Origin of the sequence: Sorangium sp. So ce128 (assembly GCF_051525245.1) — a bacterium.
Classification (GTDB): Bacteria; Myxococcota_A; Polyangia; order Polyangiales; family Polyangiaceae; genus Sorangium; species Sorangium cellulosum_B.
Genome location: NZ_CP150313.1, coordinates 2,397,166 through 2,414,084, shown reverse-complemented (window position 1 = coordinate 2,414,084; position 16,919 = coordinate 2,397,166). Strand labels below are relative to the sequence as shown.

Sequence of the window (16,919 nt, the reverse complement as noted above, 5' to 3'; positions counted from 1 at the left end):
ACGCCCGCGGTGGCTGCGCGCCGGGACGCCTTCCGTGCAGGCTGCGGCGCTTCTACTGGCCCCGGCGCTGGAACGCGGGCGTGTCCCAGTCGGCGTCGAGCGGAGGGACGAAGCTCGCGCGGTCGCGCGGGCTGCCGCCTGCCGCCTGGACCTGCGGCGCGGGCCGACGGGTGGTCGGATACGCGACCTCCTCGTGCCGGTGCGGCTGGCGCTGCGTCATGGGCATGGGAGGAGCGCTCGGGGCGGAGCGGCCCGACATCGGCCCGGCCGCCGCGGCCAGCGACGCTCCGATGGAGTGCGCGGTGGCGCGCGGCTGCGCGGCGCTCGCGAGCTGCTGCGGGACCTCGGCGACGAGGTGGTCGAAGCCGGTCGCGATGACCGTCACCTTGATCATCTCGCCCATGTTCTCGTCGATCGTCGCGCCGAAGATGATGTTCGCGTCCTCGTGCGCCTGCTCCTGCACGAGCGTCGCGGCCTCCTCGATCTCGCGCATCCGCATGTCGGGGCCGCCGACGATGTTGATGAGCACGCCGGTCGCGCCCTCGACCGAGATGTCGTCGAGCAGCGGCGAGCTGACGGCCATCTCGGCGGCGAGGCGAGCGCGGCCCTGCCCCTTCGCGCAGCCGGTGCCCATGAGCGCGCGGCCCATGTTCGACATCACCGTCTTCACGTCCGCGAAGTCGACGTTCACGATCCCGTTCTGCGTGATGAGATCGCTGATGCCCTTGATCGCCTGATAGAGCACCTCGTCCGCCTTGCGGAACGCCTCGACGAACGAGAGGTCCTCGTCGCCCAGCGAGAGGAGCTTCTGGTTCGGGATCGTGATGAGCGTGTCGACGTGCTCCGCGAGCATCGCTAGGCCGAGCTCGGCGCGGCGCGAGCGCTGCTTGCCCTCGAAGAAGAACGGCTTCGTCACGACGCCGACGGTGAGGCAGCCCTCCTCGCGCGCGAGCTGCGCGATGACCGGCGCGGCGCCCGTGCCCGTGCCGCCGCCCATCCCCGCGGTGACGAACACCATGTCCGCGCCCTGGAGGCACTCCTTCACCCGCGTCACGTCCTCGAGCGCCGCCTTGCGGCCCTTCTCGGGATCGGCGCCCGCGCCGAGACCGCGCGTGACGCTCGCTCCGATGTGGAGCTTGGTCGGGGCGAGGCTCGATCCGAGCGCCTGGGCGTCGGTGTTGACGACGATGAACTCCACGCCCTCGAGGCCGAAGTTGATCATCGTGTTGACTGCATTGCCGCCAGAACCGCCACAACCGATGACCTTGATCCGGGCGTCGTACCCGGTGTGCTCGTCGGCAAACTCGATGGAGAAACTCATGAACTCCTCCCGGGGAAGTACAGCTAGCCGCTCGGCCCGGCGCCGACCCCTACGGAGGTCGAGCGGCGCGGAACCCTCAGTGCGCGAGGACGTCCTCGCTCCGGACGGCATTCGGAGGGGCGCCTCTTCCCCTTCGAACACCGCGTTTCAAACCCTCTTGACTTCGCGTTCAAGAGGGATCGCCAGTGCGCTATCGGATCCTCTCAAACCCAATTCTCTAACAACTTTCTCTTGCCACGTCATGCCTAGAATGCTGCTCGAAGCCAGTTCCAGAACCTCCCGCTCGACCTCTTTTCAATCGCCATTTCTTCGACGACATCTCGACGCGACTCGCGCTCGCGGAGCTTCTCGCGACGGATCTCCGCGCGCCCGGCGTGGCCGGCGTCGAGCGTCACCGGCGTGAGCGCGCGCGCCTGCGCGAGTGCGTTGGCGCCGTACTGAACGAGGCCCACGCCCGTCGCGTACTGCGGGCCGGCCACGAGCTGCGTGATGCCTCGCACGCCGACCGGCACGCCGAGGCGCACGGGCATCCCGAGGATCTCCTCGGCGAACTCTGTCATCCCTTCCATGAGGACGCCGCCGCCGGTGACCACCGCGCCGGCCGAGAGCTGCTCGAGCATCCCGGTGTCCTCGATCCGCTTGCGGATGACCGCGAAGATCTCCTCGACGCGCGGCTCGATGATGTCCGACAGGACGCGGCGCGCCGCCTTGCGCGGCATGTGTCCGCCGACGCCGGGGACCTCGATCTCCTCCTCGTCGCCCACCATTCGGCCAAGGGCGCAGCCGGCGTTGCGCTTCAGGCGCTCGGCCTCGCCCATCGGCGTGCGCAGCCCGGCGGCGATGTCGGCCGTCACGTTGTTGCCGCCCGCCGGGATCACGCTGGCATGCGCGATTCCGCCGTCCACGTAGAGGAGCAGGTCCGTCGTACCGCCGCCGATGTCGATGATGGCGACGCCGATCTCCTTCTCGTCCTCGGAGAGCACCGCCTCGGCGCTGGCGAGCGGCTCCAGTACCACGTCGGCCACGGTGAGGCCGCAGCGCTCCGCGCAGCGGACGACGTTCTGCACGCACGAGGTCGCGGCCGTGATCAGGTTCACCTTCACGCCGAGCCGGACGCCGCTCATCCCGACCGGGTCGCGGATGCCGTCCTGGTTGTCGACCGTGAACTCGCGCGGCAGGACGTGCAGGATCTGACGATCGGCGTCGACAGGGATGGCCCGCGCGCCCTCGAGGACGCGCTCGACGTCCAGACGCGTGACCTCGCCGCCGGAGACCGCGGCGACGCCGTCGGACTGCTGGCAGCGGATGTGGCTGCCCGCGACGCCGGCGTACACGGTGCGGATCTCGACGCCCGCCATCGTCTGGGCGGCCTCGATCGCCTCGGCGATCGAGCGCACCGTCCAGTCGATGTTGCTCACCACGCCCTTCCGCAGGCCGCGGCACGGGACGTTGCCCACCCCGAGGATGGTGATCCCATCAGCGTCGATCTCGCCAACGACCGCCGAGACCTTGGTCGTCCCGATGTCGAGTCCGACGACGATCTCAGTAGTCTCCATCCGGCTCTTCATTGCGTGCACCACCTCATGCGGGGACGAGCCCCATGCGCGTGTAAGGCGGGCACGACGCTGCCATGAGCCAGCAGCACCGGCCAAGTTTTGCTCGGCGATCGCCGGCGCGGAGAGCGGGCCCGACGGCGCTCATCTCATCCTCACAACGACGCGCTCGGGGTGCGCGTCGTTGTCGAGGAAGATCACCGACGCGTTCGCCTTTCGCTGGGCGAGCTCGGTGAGCACCCGCGACGCCTGGGCGACCTTGTCCCGGTAGGGCGGCTGCCCGAGGTGGAGCGAGATCGCCTCCTTTCCGATGGTGACGACGATCGACCCGTCCCGCTCGACGTGGAGCTCCTGGGTCGGATAGCGGCGCGCGACGCCGGCGCGCTCCAGGTCCTCGACCACGTCGAGCAGGCGCCGGACCGCGATGACGACGCCGGGGCGATCCCGCGCCACCTGTTCGCCGGTGATCCCCGTGACGATCGGGAGGTCGACGGGGTCGTCGCCAGCGAGCTCCTTGAAGAGCTCGCCGTCGCGCGTCGCGAGGTAGAGATCGCCGCCGATCGCGACCAGGGCCTGCGCCTCCCGCTCGACGACGTCGACGTGGATCGTCGAGGGGAGCCTGCGCGTGACCGTCGCCTTCTCGACCCAGGGGTCGGTGGCGATCGAGGCGCCGGCGAGCTCGAGATCGAGCGTGAAGATGTTCTTGCCCACCTCGATGCCGCCGGAGCTGGCCACCTGCTCAGCGGTCCGGCGCTGGACGCCGTCGACGAGCACCGTGCGCACGGCGAAGCGAGGGCTCGACACGATGTAGCGGCGCGCGCCCCACGCGACGGCGGTCGAGGCGACGAGCACGACGGCGGCGCCCGCGAGCAGCTGCAGGGCGCGGAGGTGGCGCGCGATCGGCCGCCGAGGGCGCGCCGCCGAGGGCGCGCCCTCGGCGGCGCGCTCTCCGCGGTCGATCGCGCGCGGCGGGCGCACGGAGACGCTCGTCGCGGGCGGGGCCGGCGACTCGTGCGACGACGGGGTCGACGCGCGCACGCGCTCGTTCTTCGGCGGCACCGCCGCCACGGGCTCGGGCTTCGAGCCGCGCGAGTCCGCCCGGACCGGCGGCGCCGCGGGCACCGACGGCAGCGAGCGGCGGCGGTTCGGCGGAGGCGCGCTGGGACGCTCGGTCATGAGCTGCCCTCCTGCGGCGGCGACTTCGCCTCGAGCCGCGCCTTGAGCCCCCGCACGCACGCGTTCACGTCGCCCGCGCCGAGCGCGATGACGACGTCGCCGGGCCGGGCGATCTTCTCGAGGGCCTCCGGGAGGTCGGCCTTGTCGGCGATGAAGCGCGCGTCGTGGTGGCCGTGCTCCCGGATCGACTGGACGAGGCGCTCCGCGGTGACGCCGGGGATCGGCGGCTCGCCCGCGGCGTAGATGTCCGTGACGAGCAGGACGTCGGCCTGGTTGAAGGCGCGCGTGAACTCGTCGAAGAGATCGCGCGTGCGGGTGTGCCGGTGCGGCTGGAAGGCCACGACGACGCGGTGATCCTCGCCGGGGAACGCCCGGCGGGCCGCGTCGATGGTGGCGCGGATCTCGGCCGGGTGGTGGCCGTAGTCGTCGATCATCGTGACGCCCCCGATCGACCCGACGACGGTGAAGCGGCGAGCGACGCCGCCGAACGTGGCCAGCGCCTGCTTGGTGACGTCGAGCGGCACCTCGAGCTCGTCCGCGACCGCGATGGTGGCGAGGCAGTTGAGGACGTTGTGCGCGCCCGGCATCTTCACCGTGAACCCGCCGAGCGGCTCCCCTCGGCGGTACGCGTTGAAGCTCGTCTCGAGGCCGCGGAACTGGATGCCGCGCGCCGAGTAGTCCGACTGCGGCGAGACGCCGTACGTGACGTGGCGGCGCGGGATGCGCGGGAGCAGATCCTGGACGTGCGGGTGGTCGAGGCAGAGCACGGCGAGCCCGTAGAACGGGACGCGCGCGGCGAACTCGACGAAGGCGTCCTTGATGCGCTCGTGCGTGCCGTAGTGATCGAGGTGCTCGGGGTCGATGTTGGTGACGACCGCGATCGTCGGGGTGAGCCGCAGGAACGATCCGTCGCTCTCGTCGGCCTCGGCGACGAGCAGGTCACCGGCGCCGAGCCGCGCGTTCGTGCCGAGCGCCGCCATCTTGCCGCCGACGACGACGGTGGGATCGAGGCCGGCGGCGCGCAGGACCGTGGCGACCAGGGAGGTCGTGGTGGTCTTGCCGTGCGAGCCCGCGATCGCGACGCCGTACTTCACGCGCATCAGCTCGGCGAGCATCTCCGCGCGCCCGATCACCGGGGTGCCGAGCGCGCGCGCCTCGGTGAGCTCGGGGTTCTCGGGGCGGATGGCGCTCGAGTACACGACGACATCGACGCCGCGGACGTTCTCGGCGCGGTGGCCGATGTCGATCCGGACGCCGAGCGACGTGAGCCGCCGCGTCGTCGAGCTCTCCTTGAGATCCGAGCCGGAGACCTCGAACTCGAGCGAGCGCAGGATCTCGGCGAGGCCGCTCATCCCGACGCCCCCGATGCCGACGAAATGGACGTGGCGAACGCGACCGCGGAACATCAGCCTGCCTCCTCCCAGCCGAGGCCAGCGCCGAGCGGCGCGGCCTGGTTCGTCACGGCGCCGCGCTGCGCCTCGCCAGCGCGCGCCGCGCGCCCTCCGAGGGTGGGGAAGCGCAGCGCGCGGTGGCGCGGAGCCCGCGCGAGCTCGAGCAGATCGGCGGCGACGCGCGCCGCGGCATCCCGCGTGGCGAAGGCCGCCGCCGCGTCCGCCATGCGGGCCCGGAGCGCCGGCGCGGCCGCGAGCCGGGCGATCTCGTCGGCGAGGCGCATCTCGGTGGCGTCGCCCTGGGCGATCGCGACCGCGGCGGAGGCCCGCTCGATGGATTGCGCGTTCCTCAGCTGGTGGTTGTCGGCCGCGAACGGGTACGGAATCAGGATTGAAGGGCGCCCGACAGCGCAGAGCTCGGCGAGCGTCGACGCGCCCGCGCGGGCGATCACGACGTCGGCCGCGGCGAGCGCCTCCGCCACGTCGTCGATGAACGGGACGACGCGCGCGCGCCCTGCCAGGCCGAGCTCGGCGTAGAGCGAACGGACCGCGGCCTCGCGATCCCTGCCCGTCTGGTGCACCACCTCGAGGTCGACGCCGCGCTCGCGGCCTCGCGCGATCGCGCGAGGGACGACGTCGTTCAGCGCCAGCGCGCCCTGGCTGCCGCCGAGAACCAGCAGGCGGAGCGCGCCTTCGCGCGGCGCGTACGGGGCGCGGGCGAAGGCGCGCCGGAGGGGGACGCCGAAGAGGCGCACGGTGCTCGGGCGCAGCGCGCGCGCCGTCTCCGGGAAGGCGACGTACGCGCGATCGACGATGGGCGCGAGCAGCCGGTTCGACAGTCCGAGGACGCTGTTCGGCTCCAGGATCGCGACCGGAACGCCGAGCGAGCGGGCAGCGAGCGAGACCGGTCCGCCGGCGTACCCGCCGAGCGAGAGCGCCACGCGGGCGTCGAGCCGCTCGACGAGCCGCCTCGCCTCCGGGAGGACGCTGCCCGCGCGGGCAGCGCCGCGCACGAAGCCGGAGAGGCCGCCCCCGCGGAGCGGCAGGACGTGGAGCAGCTCGAGGTTGTCGCCGCGCTCGCCCATCACGCGCACCTCGATGCCGCGCGCGGTGCCGACGTAGACGACGCGCGCGTCGGGCGCCGCAGCGCGGACGGCGTCGCCCACGGCGATCATCGGGAAGACGTGGCCGCCGGTGCCGCCTCCGGCGATGAGCACGGTCACCATGCGCCGCCCTCCTCGGCCGACGCGGCGACCACGGCCGACGCGCTCGGCGCGTGCGGGACGGGCGAAGCGCCCGCCTCGCCGCGCTTCTCGGGGGCCACGACGGTCCGCGATCGGCTGATGCTGAGCAGGATGCCCGCGGCCGCGGCGTTCACGAGCAACGAGGAGCCGCCATAGCTGAGGAACGGCAACGTGAGCCCCTTCGTGGGGAGGATCGCCATCGCGACGGCGAGGTTCGTCATCGCCTGCACCCCGAAGAGCGTCGCGATGCCGAACGCCATGAAGCTGCCGTAGTCGTCGGCCGCCTCGAGGGCGATCTTCACGCCCCGCGAGACGATGACGAGGTATGCCGCGCACAGACCGACGATGCCGACGAAGCCGAGCTCTTCGCCGACGATCGCGGACACGAAATCGGTGTGCGCCTCCGGCAGGTAGAGCACCTGCAGCCCTCGCCCGAGGCCGAGGCCGAAGAGCCCGCCCGAGCCGAAGCTCATGACCGACTGGAACGGCTGGTAGGCGAGGTCCGCGCGGTTGTTGTCCATGTCGATCCACGCGAGGTAGCGCGCGTAGCGGTACCCGCTGAAGCGAACGAGCGCGGCGCCGGCGAACGCCAGCAGCATGGAGAACGCGGCGATGTACGGGACGCGCGCGCCCGCCACGAACAGCAGCGTGAAGGTCAGGAAGAGCAGCACGACCGCGCTTCCGAAGTCGGGCTGCTTGAGGCAGAGGAGCATCAAGAGCCCGACGACGAGGAGGTGCGGGAGGAAGCCGACCGAGAACGACTTGATGCGCTCGGCCTTCTTCGACAGCGAGTAGGCGAGCCAGAGCACGATCGCGAGCTTCGCCACCTCGGCCGGCTGCACGTGGACAGGGCCGAGCGAGATCCAGCGGTAGGCGTTGCCGGCCTTGTGGCCGAGCCCCGCCACGCAGGCGACGAGCATCCCGGTGACGGTGATGAGCACCGGGTACGTGAGGACCTTGAGCCGGCGGTGATCGATGCGGCTCGTGATCCACATCGTGGCGATCGAAAGCACCGCGTAGACCGCCTGACGCTTGAGGAAGAACTGCGCGTCCTTGTAGCGGACCGTCGCCTCGACGGCGCTGGCGCTGTAGACCATCACCACGCCGAAGCCGATGAGCGCCGTGACGACCGCCGCGAGGAGGGCGTCGACCGGGCCCGAGGGGCTCGATCGCACCTTCCAGAAGGCCTCGGCGGCCGCCGCGATCCCGCCCGGCGCCGCCTTCTCCTGGTCGGGGGGACCGACGTGCCGGTTCTTGGGTGCGTCGGCGCGCGCGCCGAACGCGCTGCTCCACGACGTCACGACGCCACCTCCCCGGCGGCCCCGCCGCCAGCTCCCTGGAGCTCGCGGACCGCGCGGACGAAGGCGTCGCCGCGGTCCTTGTAGTCGCGGAACATATCGAAGCTGGAGCACGCGGGGCTGAGCAGCACCGCGTCGCCCGGCCGGGCGAGGGAGCGCGCGGCGAGGACCGCCTCCACCATCGAGCCCGCCCGCGCGATCGGCAGGACGCCGGCGGCCGCTGCGGCGATGCGGTCCGCGGCCTCGCCGAGGACGACGAGGGCGCGCCCCCGCTCGCGCAGCGCGGACACGAGCGGGGCGTAGTCGCCGAGCTTGTCGCGCCCGCCCGCGATCAGGACGGCCTTCGCCTCGATCAGGCCGGAGAGCGCGGCGACGGAGGCGCCGACGTTGGTCCCCTTCGAGTCGTCGTAATAGCGGACCCCGTCGACGTCCGCGACGAGCGCGGTCCGGTGCGCGAGCCCCTCGAAGCCCGAGAGCGCGTCGCCGATCGCCGCCGCGGGAGCGCCGAGCGCGGCGGCGAGCGCGACGGAGGCGCAGGCGTTCGCGAGGTTGTGCGCGCCCGCGAGCCGCACGCGATCCAGCGGGTAGCGGGCGCCGGCGACGCGATCGACGATCGCGCCCCCCGCGGCGCTCACGTCCGCGCGGGCGTCGCGCGCGCTGAACGTCACGACGCGGGCGCGCCCGCGCGCCGCCTGTCGGGCGACGAGCTCGTCGCCGAAGGGGACGACCGCCACGTCGTCGGGCGTCATGCGCTCGAACGGGTTGCCCTTCGCGTCGGCGTACGCCGCGAAGCTCGCGTAGCGATCGAGGTGATCGTCCGTGATGTTCAGCAGCGCGTGGGCGCGCGCGTGCAGCGTCGGCACGCGCTCCGCCTGGAAGCTCGAGATCTCGAGGACGAGCACGTCCCACGTCTGGTCGACGACCTCGGCGAGGGGGGTCCCGAAGTTGCCGCCGACGAACGTGCGGAGGCCGGCCCGCTCGAGCATCGCGCCCGTGAGCGCCGTCGTCGTGCTCTTGCCGTTGGTCCCGCCGACGAGCACGACGGGCGCCGACACGAAGCGCGACGCGAGCTCGAGCTCGCCGATGACCTCGCGCCCGGAGCGAGCGACGGCGTCGAGCGCAGGGAACGACGGCACGCCCGGCGAGACGACCACGAGGTCGGCGCCGTCGAACAGCGCCGGCTCGTGCCCTCCCGGCGCGAGGACGACGCCCTCGCCCTCGAGGGCCGCGGCCGCGGCGGAGAGCCGCTCGCGCGGCGCGCCGTCGTTCGCGATAACGCGCGCGCCGCGCGCGTTCAGGAGGCGCGCGGCCGCGACGCCGCTCCGGCCGAGACCCACGACGATCACTGTTCGCCCGCGGACGTCCATCATGCCCTCACCGCAGCTTCATCGACGCCAGGGACACCAGCGCCAGGAGGATGGAGATGATCCAGAAGCGGACGATGATCTTGGGCTCCGCCCACCCCTTCTTCTCGTAGTGGTGGTGGATCGGCGCCATCAAGAAGACGCGCTTGCCGGTGAGCTTGAACGAGAGGACCTGCGTGATGACGCTGACCGTCTCGATGAAGAAGATCCCCCCGAGGATGATCGACAGGAGCTCGTTCTTGGTGAAGACGGCGAGCATCCCGAGCCCGCCTCCGAGGGCGAGCGACCCGACGTCCCCCATGAAGACCTGGGCGGGGTACGTGTTGTACCAGAGGAACCCGATCCCCGCGCCGATGACCGAGCCGCAGTACACCGACAGCTCGCCGGCCGACGCGATCGCCGGGATGTCGAGGTAGGCCGCGAGCGAGAAGCTCGCGATGGAGGCGCCGACGATGTACGCGAGGATGAGGTAGGTCCCCGCGTTGATGATCACCGGGCCGATCGCGAGGCCGTCGAGGCCGTCGGTGAGGTTCACGGCGTTCGACGTGGCGACCACGACGAAGACGGCGAACGGGATGTAGACGTAGAGCGGCAGCTCGATCGGGTACTTCGAGAACGCGACGAACGGGATCGCGAGCCGCGTCCTGATCTCCGCCCAGTCCGGCGGGAGCTTGGACGCGAGCAGGAACGTGTAGGCCACGGCCGCGCCGCCGATCAGCACCTGGCCGATGAGCTTGTAACGCCCGGGCAGGCCCCCGCTGCTCCGCCGCTTGATCTTGAGGAAGTCGTCCAGGTAGCCGATGACGCCGTAGCCCGCGGTGACGGCCGTCGTCGCGAGGACGAAGGGGTTCCTGAGGTCGGCCCACAGCACGGTGGGGAGCAGCAGGGAGAGCAGGATGAGCGCGCCGCCCATCGTCGGCGTGCCCGCCTTGATCTTGTGCGTCTCCGGCCCCTCGGCGCGGACCACCTGCCCGATCTGCTTCCGCCGGAGCTCGCGGATGAACCACGGCGCGAGCACGAACGTCAGCACCATGGCGGTGATCGTCGCCATGATCGTGCGGAACGGGATGTAGCGGAGGACGTTGAGCCAGCTCAGCCAGCCGTAGTGGAACTTGAGCGGATAGAAGAGCTCGTAGATCACCCCGCACCTCCGTGCGACGGCCGCTCGTCAAGGGAGCGCGCGCGGCGCGCGGCGAGCGCGCGCCGCGCCTCGTCGCGATCGTCGAACGGCAGCGTGACGCCGCCGATGATCTGGTACGGCTCGTGGCCCTTGCCGGCGATGAGGACCACGTCCCCCGGCTCGGCGTCGAGCACCGCGCGCTCGATCGCGCGCGCTCGATCGAGCTCGACGACGACGCGCGCGCGCCCGGCGGCGAGCCCCGGCAGGATGGCGTCGGCGATCGCGCGCGGGTCCTCGCTCCTCGGGTTGTCGTTGGTGACGATGGCGACGTCGGCGGCGCGGCCGACCGCCTCGCCCATCTGCGGCCTCTTCAGCGGATCGCGGTCGCCGCCGCACCCGAAGACGCAGAGGACGCGCCCGCCGCCGAGGGCACCCACGCTCGCGAGCACGCGGGCGAGCGCGTCCGGCGTGTGCGCGTAGTCGACGAGCACGATCACATCGTCGGCGCCGGGGGTATCGCAGCGCTCCAGGCGGCCCGCGACCTGGATCGGAGACGAGAGCGCCGCGGCGGCGTCACCGACGTCGAACCCGAGCAGGTAGGCCACGGCGAGGGCGGCGAGCAGGTTCGACGCGTTGTGCGCGCCGAGCAGGTGGGAGCGGATGGTGACCTCGCCGACGGGCGTGCGGGCGCGGATGAACGTGCCGCTCGCGCTGTGCGCGAGCTCGACGGGGGCGATCTCCGCGGCGTCCGGGCCCACGCCCACCTCCGCCGAGTAGCGCGCGAGCGTCGCCGCCGTCGGGCGCGAGAGCCCGCCGGGGGCCAGCATCTCGACGAGCTGCCGCCCGAAGGGATCGTCGACGTTGATGACCGCGGCGCCGGGGCCGAGATCAACGAACAGGCGCGCCTTCGCCGCCGCGTACGCCTCCATCGTGCCGTGGTAGTCGAGGTGATCCTGCGTGAGGTTCGTGAAGACGGCGATCCGGAACCGGACCGCATCGACGCGCTTCGCCGCGAGCGCGATCGATGACACCTCCATCACGAGGTGCGTCGCGCCGCGGGCGACCATCGCGGCGGCGACGCGGGCTAGCTCGTCCGCCTCGGGGCTCGTGTGCGAGGCGTGGACATCGAGATCGCCGAAGCGGTAGCCGAGCGTCCCGACGATCCCGGCCTGACCGCCGCACCGATCGATGCAGGCCTGGACGAGGTGGGCCGTCGTCGTCTTGCCGTTCGTACCGGTGATGCCGACGACCTCGAGCGTGAAGGTCGGGTGTCCGTAGACCACGGCGGCGGCCTGAGCGAGCGCGAGCGGCACGTCGGGGACCTCGACGCGCGCGGCGCCGAGCGTGTCGGCCGCGCTCCCGCGGGCGACGATCACCGCCCGCGCGCCGCGCGCCACGGCCTCGGGGATGAAGCGCTCGCCGTGGTCACGCGCGCCCGCGCGCGCGACGAAGATGTCCCCCTGCCTCACCTTGCGCGAGTCGAGGTGCACGCCCGTCACGACCATGTCCGCGGCGCCCGCCGGAGAGAGCGCGGCGCCCGGGATCTCGAGCAGCACGTCGCCGAGGCGGAGCGCGAGCTCGACCTCGGCCAGGCTGGCTTCCTTGTGATCGTGCTCCGTCATGTGGGGGGCTCGAAGATGAGCTTCAGGGGCGATCCCTTGGGCAGCACGGTCCCGGGCGGAGGCTCCTGGCGCGCGAGCCGCCCCGTGCCCTCGACGCTCGGATCGAGCCCGAGCGCAGCGGCGCTCTTCACGGCCTCGCGCTGCGGCAGCCCCGTCAGATCGGGGACGCGCAGCTCCCCCGCCTTGAGCGGCGCGGACGGCGTGACCACGCCCGTCGAGATCGGCGCGGCCGCGGCGCGCGCCTCGCTCAGCACCTGATAGGTGCTCGCCGCGAGGTCCTCTCCGGACTGCTCGCTGATCTCCGACAGCTTCATCGGCACGCTCCCGCGCGGGGTAACGCCCAGGTAGCGCAGCGCCATCTCACCGATCCGACGGAAGACGGGCGCCGCGACCGAGCCGCCGGCGTACGTGCCGCCCATCGGCTCATCGAGCACCACCGCGATGGCGATCCGAGGCCGCTCGGCCGGGACGAACCCGACGAACGACGCCACGTAGTGGGTGTCGGTGTACTTGCCCGTCGCGGGATCGATCTTCTGCGCGGTGGCCGTCTTCCCCGCGACGCGGAACCCCGGGATCGCGGCCTCGACGCCGGTCCCGTCCCCCTCCGTCACCGCGACGAGCATCTCCGACATCATCCGCGCGATCGGCGCCGGCACCGCGTCGCGGCGCACGCGCGGCGACGGCTCCGACAGCGTGACGCCCGTGCCGTCGGTGACCCGCTTGATCAGGATCGGCTCGAGCAGCCGCCCGTGGTTGGCGACCGCCGCCGTGGCCATCGCCAGCTGGAGCGTGGTCACGCTGATCCCCTGCCCGAACGAGGCCGCCGCCGTCTCGACCTGGACCCACGGGCGGCCGCGCGGCCGCAGCACGCCCACGGACTCGCCCGGCAGCGGCACGCCGGTGAGGTCCCCGAAGCCGAACCGCCGGAAGCCCTCGTAGAGCCGCTGCTCGCCGAGCCCGAGCGCGATCTTCGCCGTGCCGATGTTGGACGACTGGGCGAGGATCTGCGGCACCGTCAGCCACTTGTGAATGTGCGTGTCGTGGATCACGACGTTGTCGATCGCCATGTTCCCCTCCTCGCAGTAGATGGTCGCGCTGGGGGAGACGCTCTTCGCCGCGATCGCGCTCGCGATGGCGAACACCTTCATCGTGGAGCCGGGCTCGAAGCGATCGACGACGCAGCGGTTGCGCCGGGACCCTGGATCGCTCTGCGAGTAGTCGTTCGGGTTGAAGCCCGGAGCGCTCGCCATGGCGAGGATCTCGCCGCTCTCCGGATCGACGACCACGATCGATCCGCCGAGCGCCTCGTAGGTCTTCATCGCCGCCTCGAGCTCGCGCTCGGCGGTGAACTGGATGCCCTTGTCGATCGTCAGGTGGACGTTGTGCCCGGCGAGCGCCTGCTCGTCCTCGATCCCCTCCGAGAAGATGAGCCGGCCCGAGCGATCGCGGAGCCCGCGCACCTCGGACGCGTTGCCGCGGAGCTCGTGCTCCAGGCTGAGCTCGATCCCCTCCTTGCCCTCGCCGTCGGTGGCGACGAAGCCGAGCAGCGGGCCGGCGAGCTCGCGGTTCGGGTAGAAGCGGCGCCCCTCGCCCTCGATCACGAGCCCGCGCACCGGGTAGCGCTGCGTCCTGTCCCCGAGCGCGCGGACGTTCTCGACCTCCTGCTCGGAGATGCGGCGCTTGAGCCAGGCGAAGCGGCGCCGCCGGCCGAGCTTCTCCACGACCTCCTCGAGCGGCAGCGAGAGCGCCTGCGCGATGCGCTCCGCGTACTGCTGGATCCGCATCGGGACGTACTTCTCCTCGATGCCGCGGAGCATCTCGACCGCGTCCACGGAGACGCTGGGCACCTCCACGCTCTCCGCGAGCGGCGCGCCGTTCCGGTCGTAGATGGTGCCGCGCTTCGGCGTGATGTGGAGCCGCCGCTGGCGCTGCCGCTCGGCGAGGTCGTACCACGCGTCCCCGTCCTCGACCTCGATGCGGTAGGCGCCGGACACGACACCGCCCAAGCCGAGCGCCATGAGGCCGCAGAGCAGCCCCATGCGGATGCGGATCCACCGCGCGCGCCGGGGATCGAGGTTCTTCACGGCTGCCCTCCGCTCGGCGGCGCGCGGCCGGGCTCCTCGCCTTCGGGCTCGCGCTCGCCGGGCGGCGCGGAGTAGCCCCGCACCGGGATCACGCGCTCGGGCGGGGGCGGCGTCATGCCGAGCAGCGAGCGGGCGACCATCTCCACGCGCTGCGGCGTCTCGTAGCTGGCCGCCTCGAGCGAGAGCACCCGCTTCACCTCGCGCAGCCGCCCCTGCTCGGCGCGCGCTCGCCCGAGCTTGTATCCCAGGTCGACCGTGCGCCCTCGCAGCGCGAGGTGCACGATGAACGCCGCCACCGTCGCGGCCACCGCGAGCGTCCACAAGATGAGGAACGGACGCTGCTGCGTCACGCGAGCGCCTCCGCCCCGCTTACGCGCCTCGCGGCGCGGAGCTTCGCGCTGCGGGCCCTCGGGTTGCCTTCGACCTCGTCGTCGCCCGCGGTCACCGGCTTCTTCGTCAGCGGCTCCCAGACCTCCGGCTCGCGCAGCGCGCGCTTGACGATGCGGTCCTCCAGCGAGTGGAACGAGATCACGGCGAGCACGCCGCCCGGCGCGATGATCCTGGGCGCCGCCTCGAGCAGCGCCTCGAGCTGGTCGAGCTCACCGTTCACCGCGATGCGCAGCGCCTGGAACGTGCGCGTCGCCGGATCGACGCCGCCGATGCGCGCCGGCCCGACGGCGCGCACCACGGCGCGCCGCAGGTCGAGCGTCGTCACGAGCTCGCCGCTGTCGGCCGCCTGCTTGATGCAGCGCGCGACCCGCCGGCTGCGGCGCTCCTCGCCGTAGCGGTAGATGAGGTCCGCGAGCTCCTCGTCGCTGAGCCGCTCGATGAGCTCGAGCGCCGTCTCGCCGCGGCTCGGGTCCATCCGCATGTCGAGCGGCCCCTCCGCGCGGAAGCTCATGCCGCGGGCCGGGTCGTCGAGCTGCATGGAGCTCACGCCGATGTCGGCGACGAGGCCGTCCACCTGCGGCACGCCGAGGGCCGCGAGGTGCCGCTCGATCTCGGAGAACTCGCCGTGAACGTAGGTCACCCGATCCCCCGCGCGGGCGAGCCGGGCACGCGCGATGGCGAGGGCGCGCTCGTCGCGATCGATCCCGATGACCCGGGCGCCCGGCGTCTCGAGGATCGTCGCGGTGTGGCCGCCGGCGCCGAGGGTGGCGTCGACATAGACGCCCTCGCTGCTCGGCGAGAGCGCGGCGAGCACCTCGCGGCCGAGGACGGAGACGTGCTGCTCGGCGCGCGGGCGCGGCGGCGGAGGAGGCAGGTGCATGGGGACTACATTGACGACGTTCATAGGCGGAACTGCTCCGCGATTGCGTTCTTGAAGCTCTGAAGCTCGACCTCGCTCATCTGCTGAGCGGCCTTCCACCGTTCCTGCGACCAGAGCTCGATCGTCTGGCCCATGCCCGCCCACAGCACGTCCTTCGTGAGGTCCGCGTGCTCGCGGAGAGACGGCGGGATGAGGATCCTGCCCTGCTTGTCAAGGTCACACTCGACGGCCGCGGACAGGTAACGGCGCCGGAAGGCGACCACGTTCGAATCGAATTGTGGAAGTGCTGCAATTTTCGCCTCCAGCTCTTCCCAGGCCTTCATCGGGTACGCGTGCAGGCAGGGGTCGAAGAGGGCCGGGGTGATGACCATCCGCAGGTCGTTCGCGGCCGCGAGCACGTCGCGAAAGCGCGAAGGGAGGCTCGTGCGCCCCTTCGCGTCGATCGCGTGCTCGAAGTGACCGCGAAACATCGTGCTCATCGACCCCAGCTCCGGCTGGTCCGTCCCGCCGAGGGGTTGGCGACGCGTTGCTCCACCGGGCGCACGCCGCGTCGTGACATTCTCTGCCACTTCTTCCCACGAAGCTCCGCCACGCTACGGAGTGAGGTGCCGAGTGTCAACAGTTTGGGAGATTTCTGGACCTCATCCGCCACCTATGTAGGACATAAACCCTCAAGGTCATACCCCACAAAACAGCGCGATTTATCGACAAATGGCTCCCGGGAAGTGCCGTGGGAGGAAGTGGGGAGCCGCTCGGAGGTGGGCTGGAACGCGTCGGGCAGACGCTGGCAAGACGGAAAGCAAGCAAGACGGATCGCCGCCCTGAGCACGTCGATTCGCGGTCGGGCGAACGGGTGCGTAGCCGGGTTACCGGGCGGGCTCAGCGAGCGTGTGGCTCTGGGGGAAACCGGGCGGGGGAGGCGCGCGGTGGGGAGAGTGGGAAGGCGCGCCGCGGTGGGGGAGAGTGGGGAAGCGCGCCGCGGCGGCGGTCAGCTGTGGGGGGTCACGTTGGTCTGGACCCACTCCACGATGCTCTTCAGGGTGGTCCCGGGGGTGAAGACGCCCTTCACGCCGGCGTTCTGGAGCCGCGCGATGTCCTCGTCCGGGATGATGCCCCCACCGAACACCACGATGTCCTCGGCCCCGCGGCTCCGGAGCGCTTCGATAACCGCGGGGAAGAGGGTGTTGTGCGCTCCGGACATGATCGACAGCCCCACGGCGTCGACGTCCTCCTGCACGGCGGCGGAGGCGATCATGTCGGGGGTCTGGTGCAGGCCCGTGTAGACCACCTCGAAGCCCGCATCGCGGAGTGCCCTGGCGACCACCTTGGCGCCGCGGTCGTGGCCGTCCAGGCCGGGCTTCGCCACGAGGATTCGGACTTTGCGCTCTGCCATGAGCGCGTCGATTACCGCCTGCCTGGGCAGGCGTAAAGCGAAGCGCCCGATCGAGCGGCCTTCGCTCCACAGGGGTGCATCCT

Annotated in this window: 14 protein-coding genes; all 14 read right to left on the bottom strand. The window is 71.9% G+C overall.

Annotated elements, in window-relative coordinates; genetic code table 11:
* Positions 1–52: 52 nt before the first annotated feature.
* The 14 genes from ftsZ to WME82_RS09300 all read right to left on the bottom strand — a co-directional run bounded on the left by ftsZ (position 53) and on the right by WME82_RS09300 (position 16,836).
* Entirely contained in the window at positions 53–1,321 is a 1,269-nt protein-coding gene (gene ftsZ, locus WME82_RS09365) for a cell division protein FtsZ (RefSeq protein WP_437745137.1), read from the bottom strand.
* 245 nt (positions 1,322–1,566) lie between these two features.
* Entirely contained in the window at positions 1,567–2,877 is a 1,311-nt protein-coding gene (gene ftsA, locus WME82_RS09360; RefSeq protein WP_438042551.1) for a cell division protein FtsA, read from the bottom strand.
* A gap of 141 nt (positions 2,878–3,018) precedes the next feature.
* Entirely contained in the window at positions 3,019–4,050 is a 1,032-nt protein-coding gene (locus WME82_RS09355; protein WP_438042550.1) for an FtsQ-type POTRA domain-containing protein, read from the bottom strand.
* Entirely contained in the window at positions 4,047–5,456 is a 1,410-nt protein-coding gene (gene murC, locus WME82_RS09350) for a UDP-N-acetylmuramate--L-alanine ligase (RefSeq protein ID WP_437716583.1), read from the bottom strand. The genes WME82_RS09355 and murC overlap by 4 nt, the downstream gene beginning before the upstream one ends.
* Positions 5,456–6,667: an undecaprenyldiphospho-muramoylpentapeptide beta-N-acetylglucosaminyltransferase gene (gene murG, locus WME82_RS09345; protein WP_438042549.1), complete on the bottom strand. Its 1,212-nt coding sequence runs from the start codon at positions 6,665–6,667 to the stop codon at positions 5,456–5,458. The genes murC and murG overlap by 1 nt, the downstream gene beginning before the upstream one ends.
* Entirely contained in the window at positions 6,661–7,986 is a 1,326-nt protein-coding gene (gene ftsW / locus WME82_RS09340; protein WP_437869944.1) for a putative lipid II flippase FtsW, read from the bottom strand. Before ftsW ends, murG begins: the two co-directional genes overlap by 7 nt.
* Entirely contained in the window at positions 7,983–9,353 is a 1,371-nt protein-coding gene (gene murD, locus WME82_RS09335; protein ID WP_438042548.1) for a UDP-N-acetylmuramoyl-L-alanine--D-glutamate ligase, read from the bottom strand. Before murD ends, ftsW begins: the two co-directional genes overlap by 4 nt.
* Positions 9,354–9,357: 4 nt before the next feature.
* Complete coding sequence (mraY, locus tag WME82_RS09330; protein ID WP_437745131.1) at positions 9,358–10,488, bottom strand: phospho-N-acetylmuramoyl-pentapeptide-transferase; 1,131 nt, start codon at positions 10,486–10,488, stop codon at positions 9,358–9,360.
* Positions 10,485–12,089 (bottom strand): UDP-N-acetylmuramoyl-L-alanyl-D-glutamate--2,6-diaminopimelate ligase, encoded by a 1,605-nt coding sequence (locus WME82_RS09325; protein WP_438042547.1) that lies wholly within the window; start codon positions 12,087–12,089, stop codon positions 10,485–10,487. Before WME82_RS09325 ends, mraY begins: the two co-directional genes overlap by 4 nt.
* The gene (locus tag WME82_RS09320) at positions 12,086–14,173 is read right to left on the bottom strand and encodes a penicillin-binding protein (protein ID WP_437745129.1); all 2,088 of its coding nucleotides are present in this window, start codon (positions 14,171–14,173) and stop codon (positions 12,086–12,088) included. The genes WME82_RS09325 and WME82_RS09320 overlap by 4 nt, the downstream gene beginning before the upstream one ends.
* Positions 14,170–14,523 (bottom strand): hypothetical protein, encoded by a 354-nt coding sequence (locus WME82_RS09315; protein ID WP_438042546.1) that lies wholly within the window; start codon positions 14,521–14,523, stop codon positions 14,170–14,172. Before WME82_RS09315 ends, WME82_RS09320 begins: the two co-directional genes overlap by 4 nt.
* Positions 14,520–15,467, bottom strand: coding sequence for a 16S rRNA (cytosine(1402)-N(4))-methyltransferase RsmH (rsmH, locus tag WME82_RS09310; protein WP_437745127.1), 948 nt, complete (start codon positions 15,465–15,467; stop codon positions 14,520–14,522). The genes WME82_RS09315 and rsmH overlap by 4 nt, the downstream gene beginning before the upstream one ends.
* Positions 15,464–15,922, bottom strand: coding sequence for a division/cell wall cluster transcriptional repressor MraZ (gene mraZ / locus WME82_RS09305; RefSeq protein WP_012234291.1), 459 nt, complete (start codon positions 15,920–15,922; stop codon positions 15,464–15,466). The genes rsmH and mraZ overlap by 4 nt, the downstream gene beginning before the upstream one ends.
* Before the next feature lie 509 nt (positions 15,923–16,431).
* A complete protein-coding gene (locus tag WME82_RS09300; protein ID WP_012234290.1) occupies positions 16,432–16,836 on the bottom strand; it encodes a cobalamin B12-binding domain-containing protein in 405 nt (134 codons plus the stop codon).
* Positions 16,837–16,919: the final 83 nt, after the last annotated feature.

Excerpts from the sequence above, each read along its gene's own strand:
- ftsZ (WP_437745137.1), bottom strand. The coding sequence starts at position 1,321 with ATGAGTTTCTCCATCGAGTTTGCCGACGAGCACACCGGGTACGACGCC.
- ftsA (WP_438042551.1), bottom strand. The coding sequence starts at position 2,877 with ATGGAGACTACTGAGATCGTCGTCGGACTCGACATCGGGACGACCAAG.
- WME82_RS09355 (WP_438042550.1), bottom strand. The coding sequence starts at position 4,050 with ATGACCGAGCGTCCCAGCGCGCCTCCGCCGAACCGCCGCCGCTCGCTG.
- murC (WP_437716583.1), bottom strand. The coding sequence starts at position 5,456 with ATGTTCCGCGGTCGCGTTCGCCACGTCCATTTCGTCGGCATCGGGGGC.
- murG (WP_438042549.1), bottom strand. The coding sequence starts at position 6,667 with ATGGTGACCGTGCTCATCGCCGGAGGCGGCACCGGCGGCCACGTCTTC.
- murD (WP_438042548.1), bottom strand. The coding sequence starts at position 9,353 with ATGATGGACGTCCGCGGGCGAACAGTGATCGTCGTGGGTCTCGGCCGG.
- WME82_RS09325 (WP_438042547.1), bottom strand. The coding sequence starts at position 12,089 with ATGACGGAGCACGATCACAAGGAAGCCAGCCTGGCCGAGGTCGAGCTC.
- rsmH (WP_437745127.1), bottom strand. The coding sequence starts at position 15,467 with ATGAACGTCGTCAATGTAGTCCCCATGCACCTGCCTCCTCCGCCGCCG.
- mraZ (WP_012234291.1), bottom strand. The coding sequence starts at position 15,922 with ATGAGCACGATGTTTCGCGGTCACTTCGAGCACGCGATCGACGCGAAG.
- WME82_RS09300 (WP_012234290.1), bottom strand. The coding sequence starts at position 16,836 with ATGGCAGAGCGCAAAGTCCGAATCCTCGTGGCGAAGCCCGGCCTGGAC.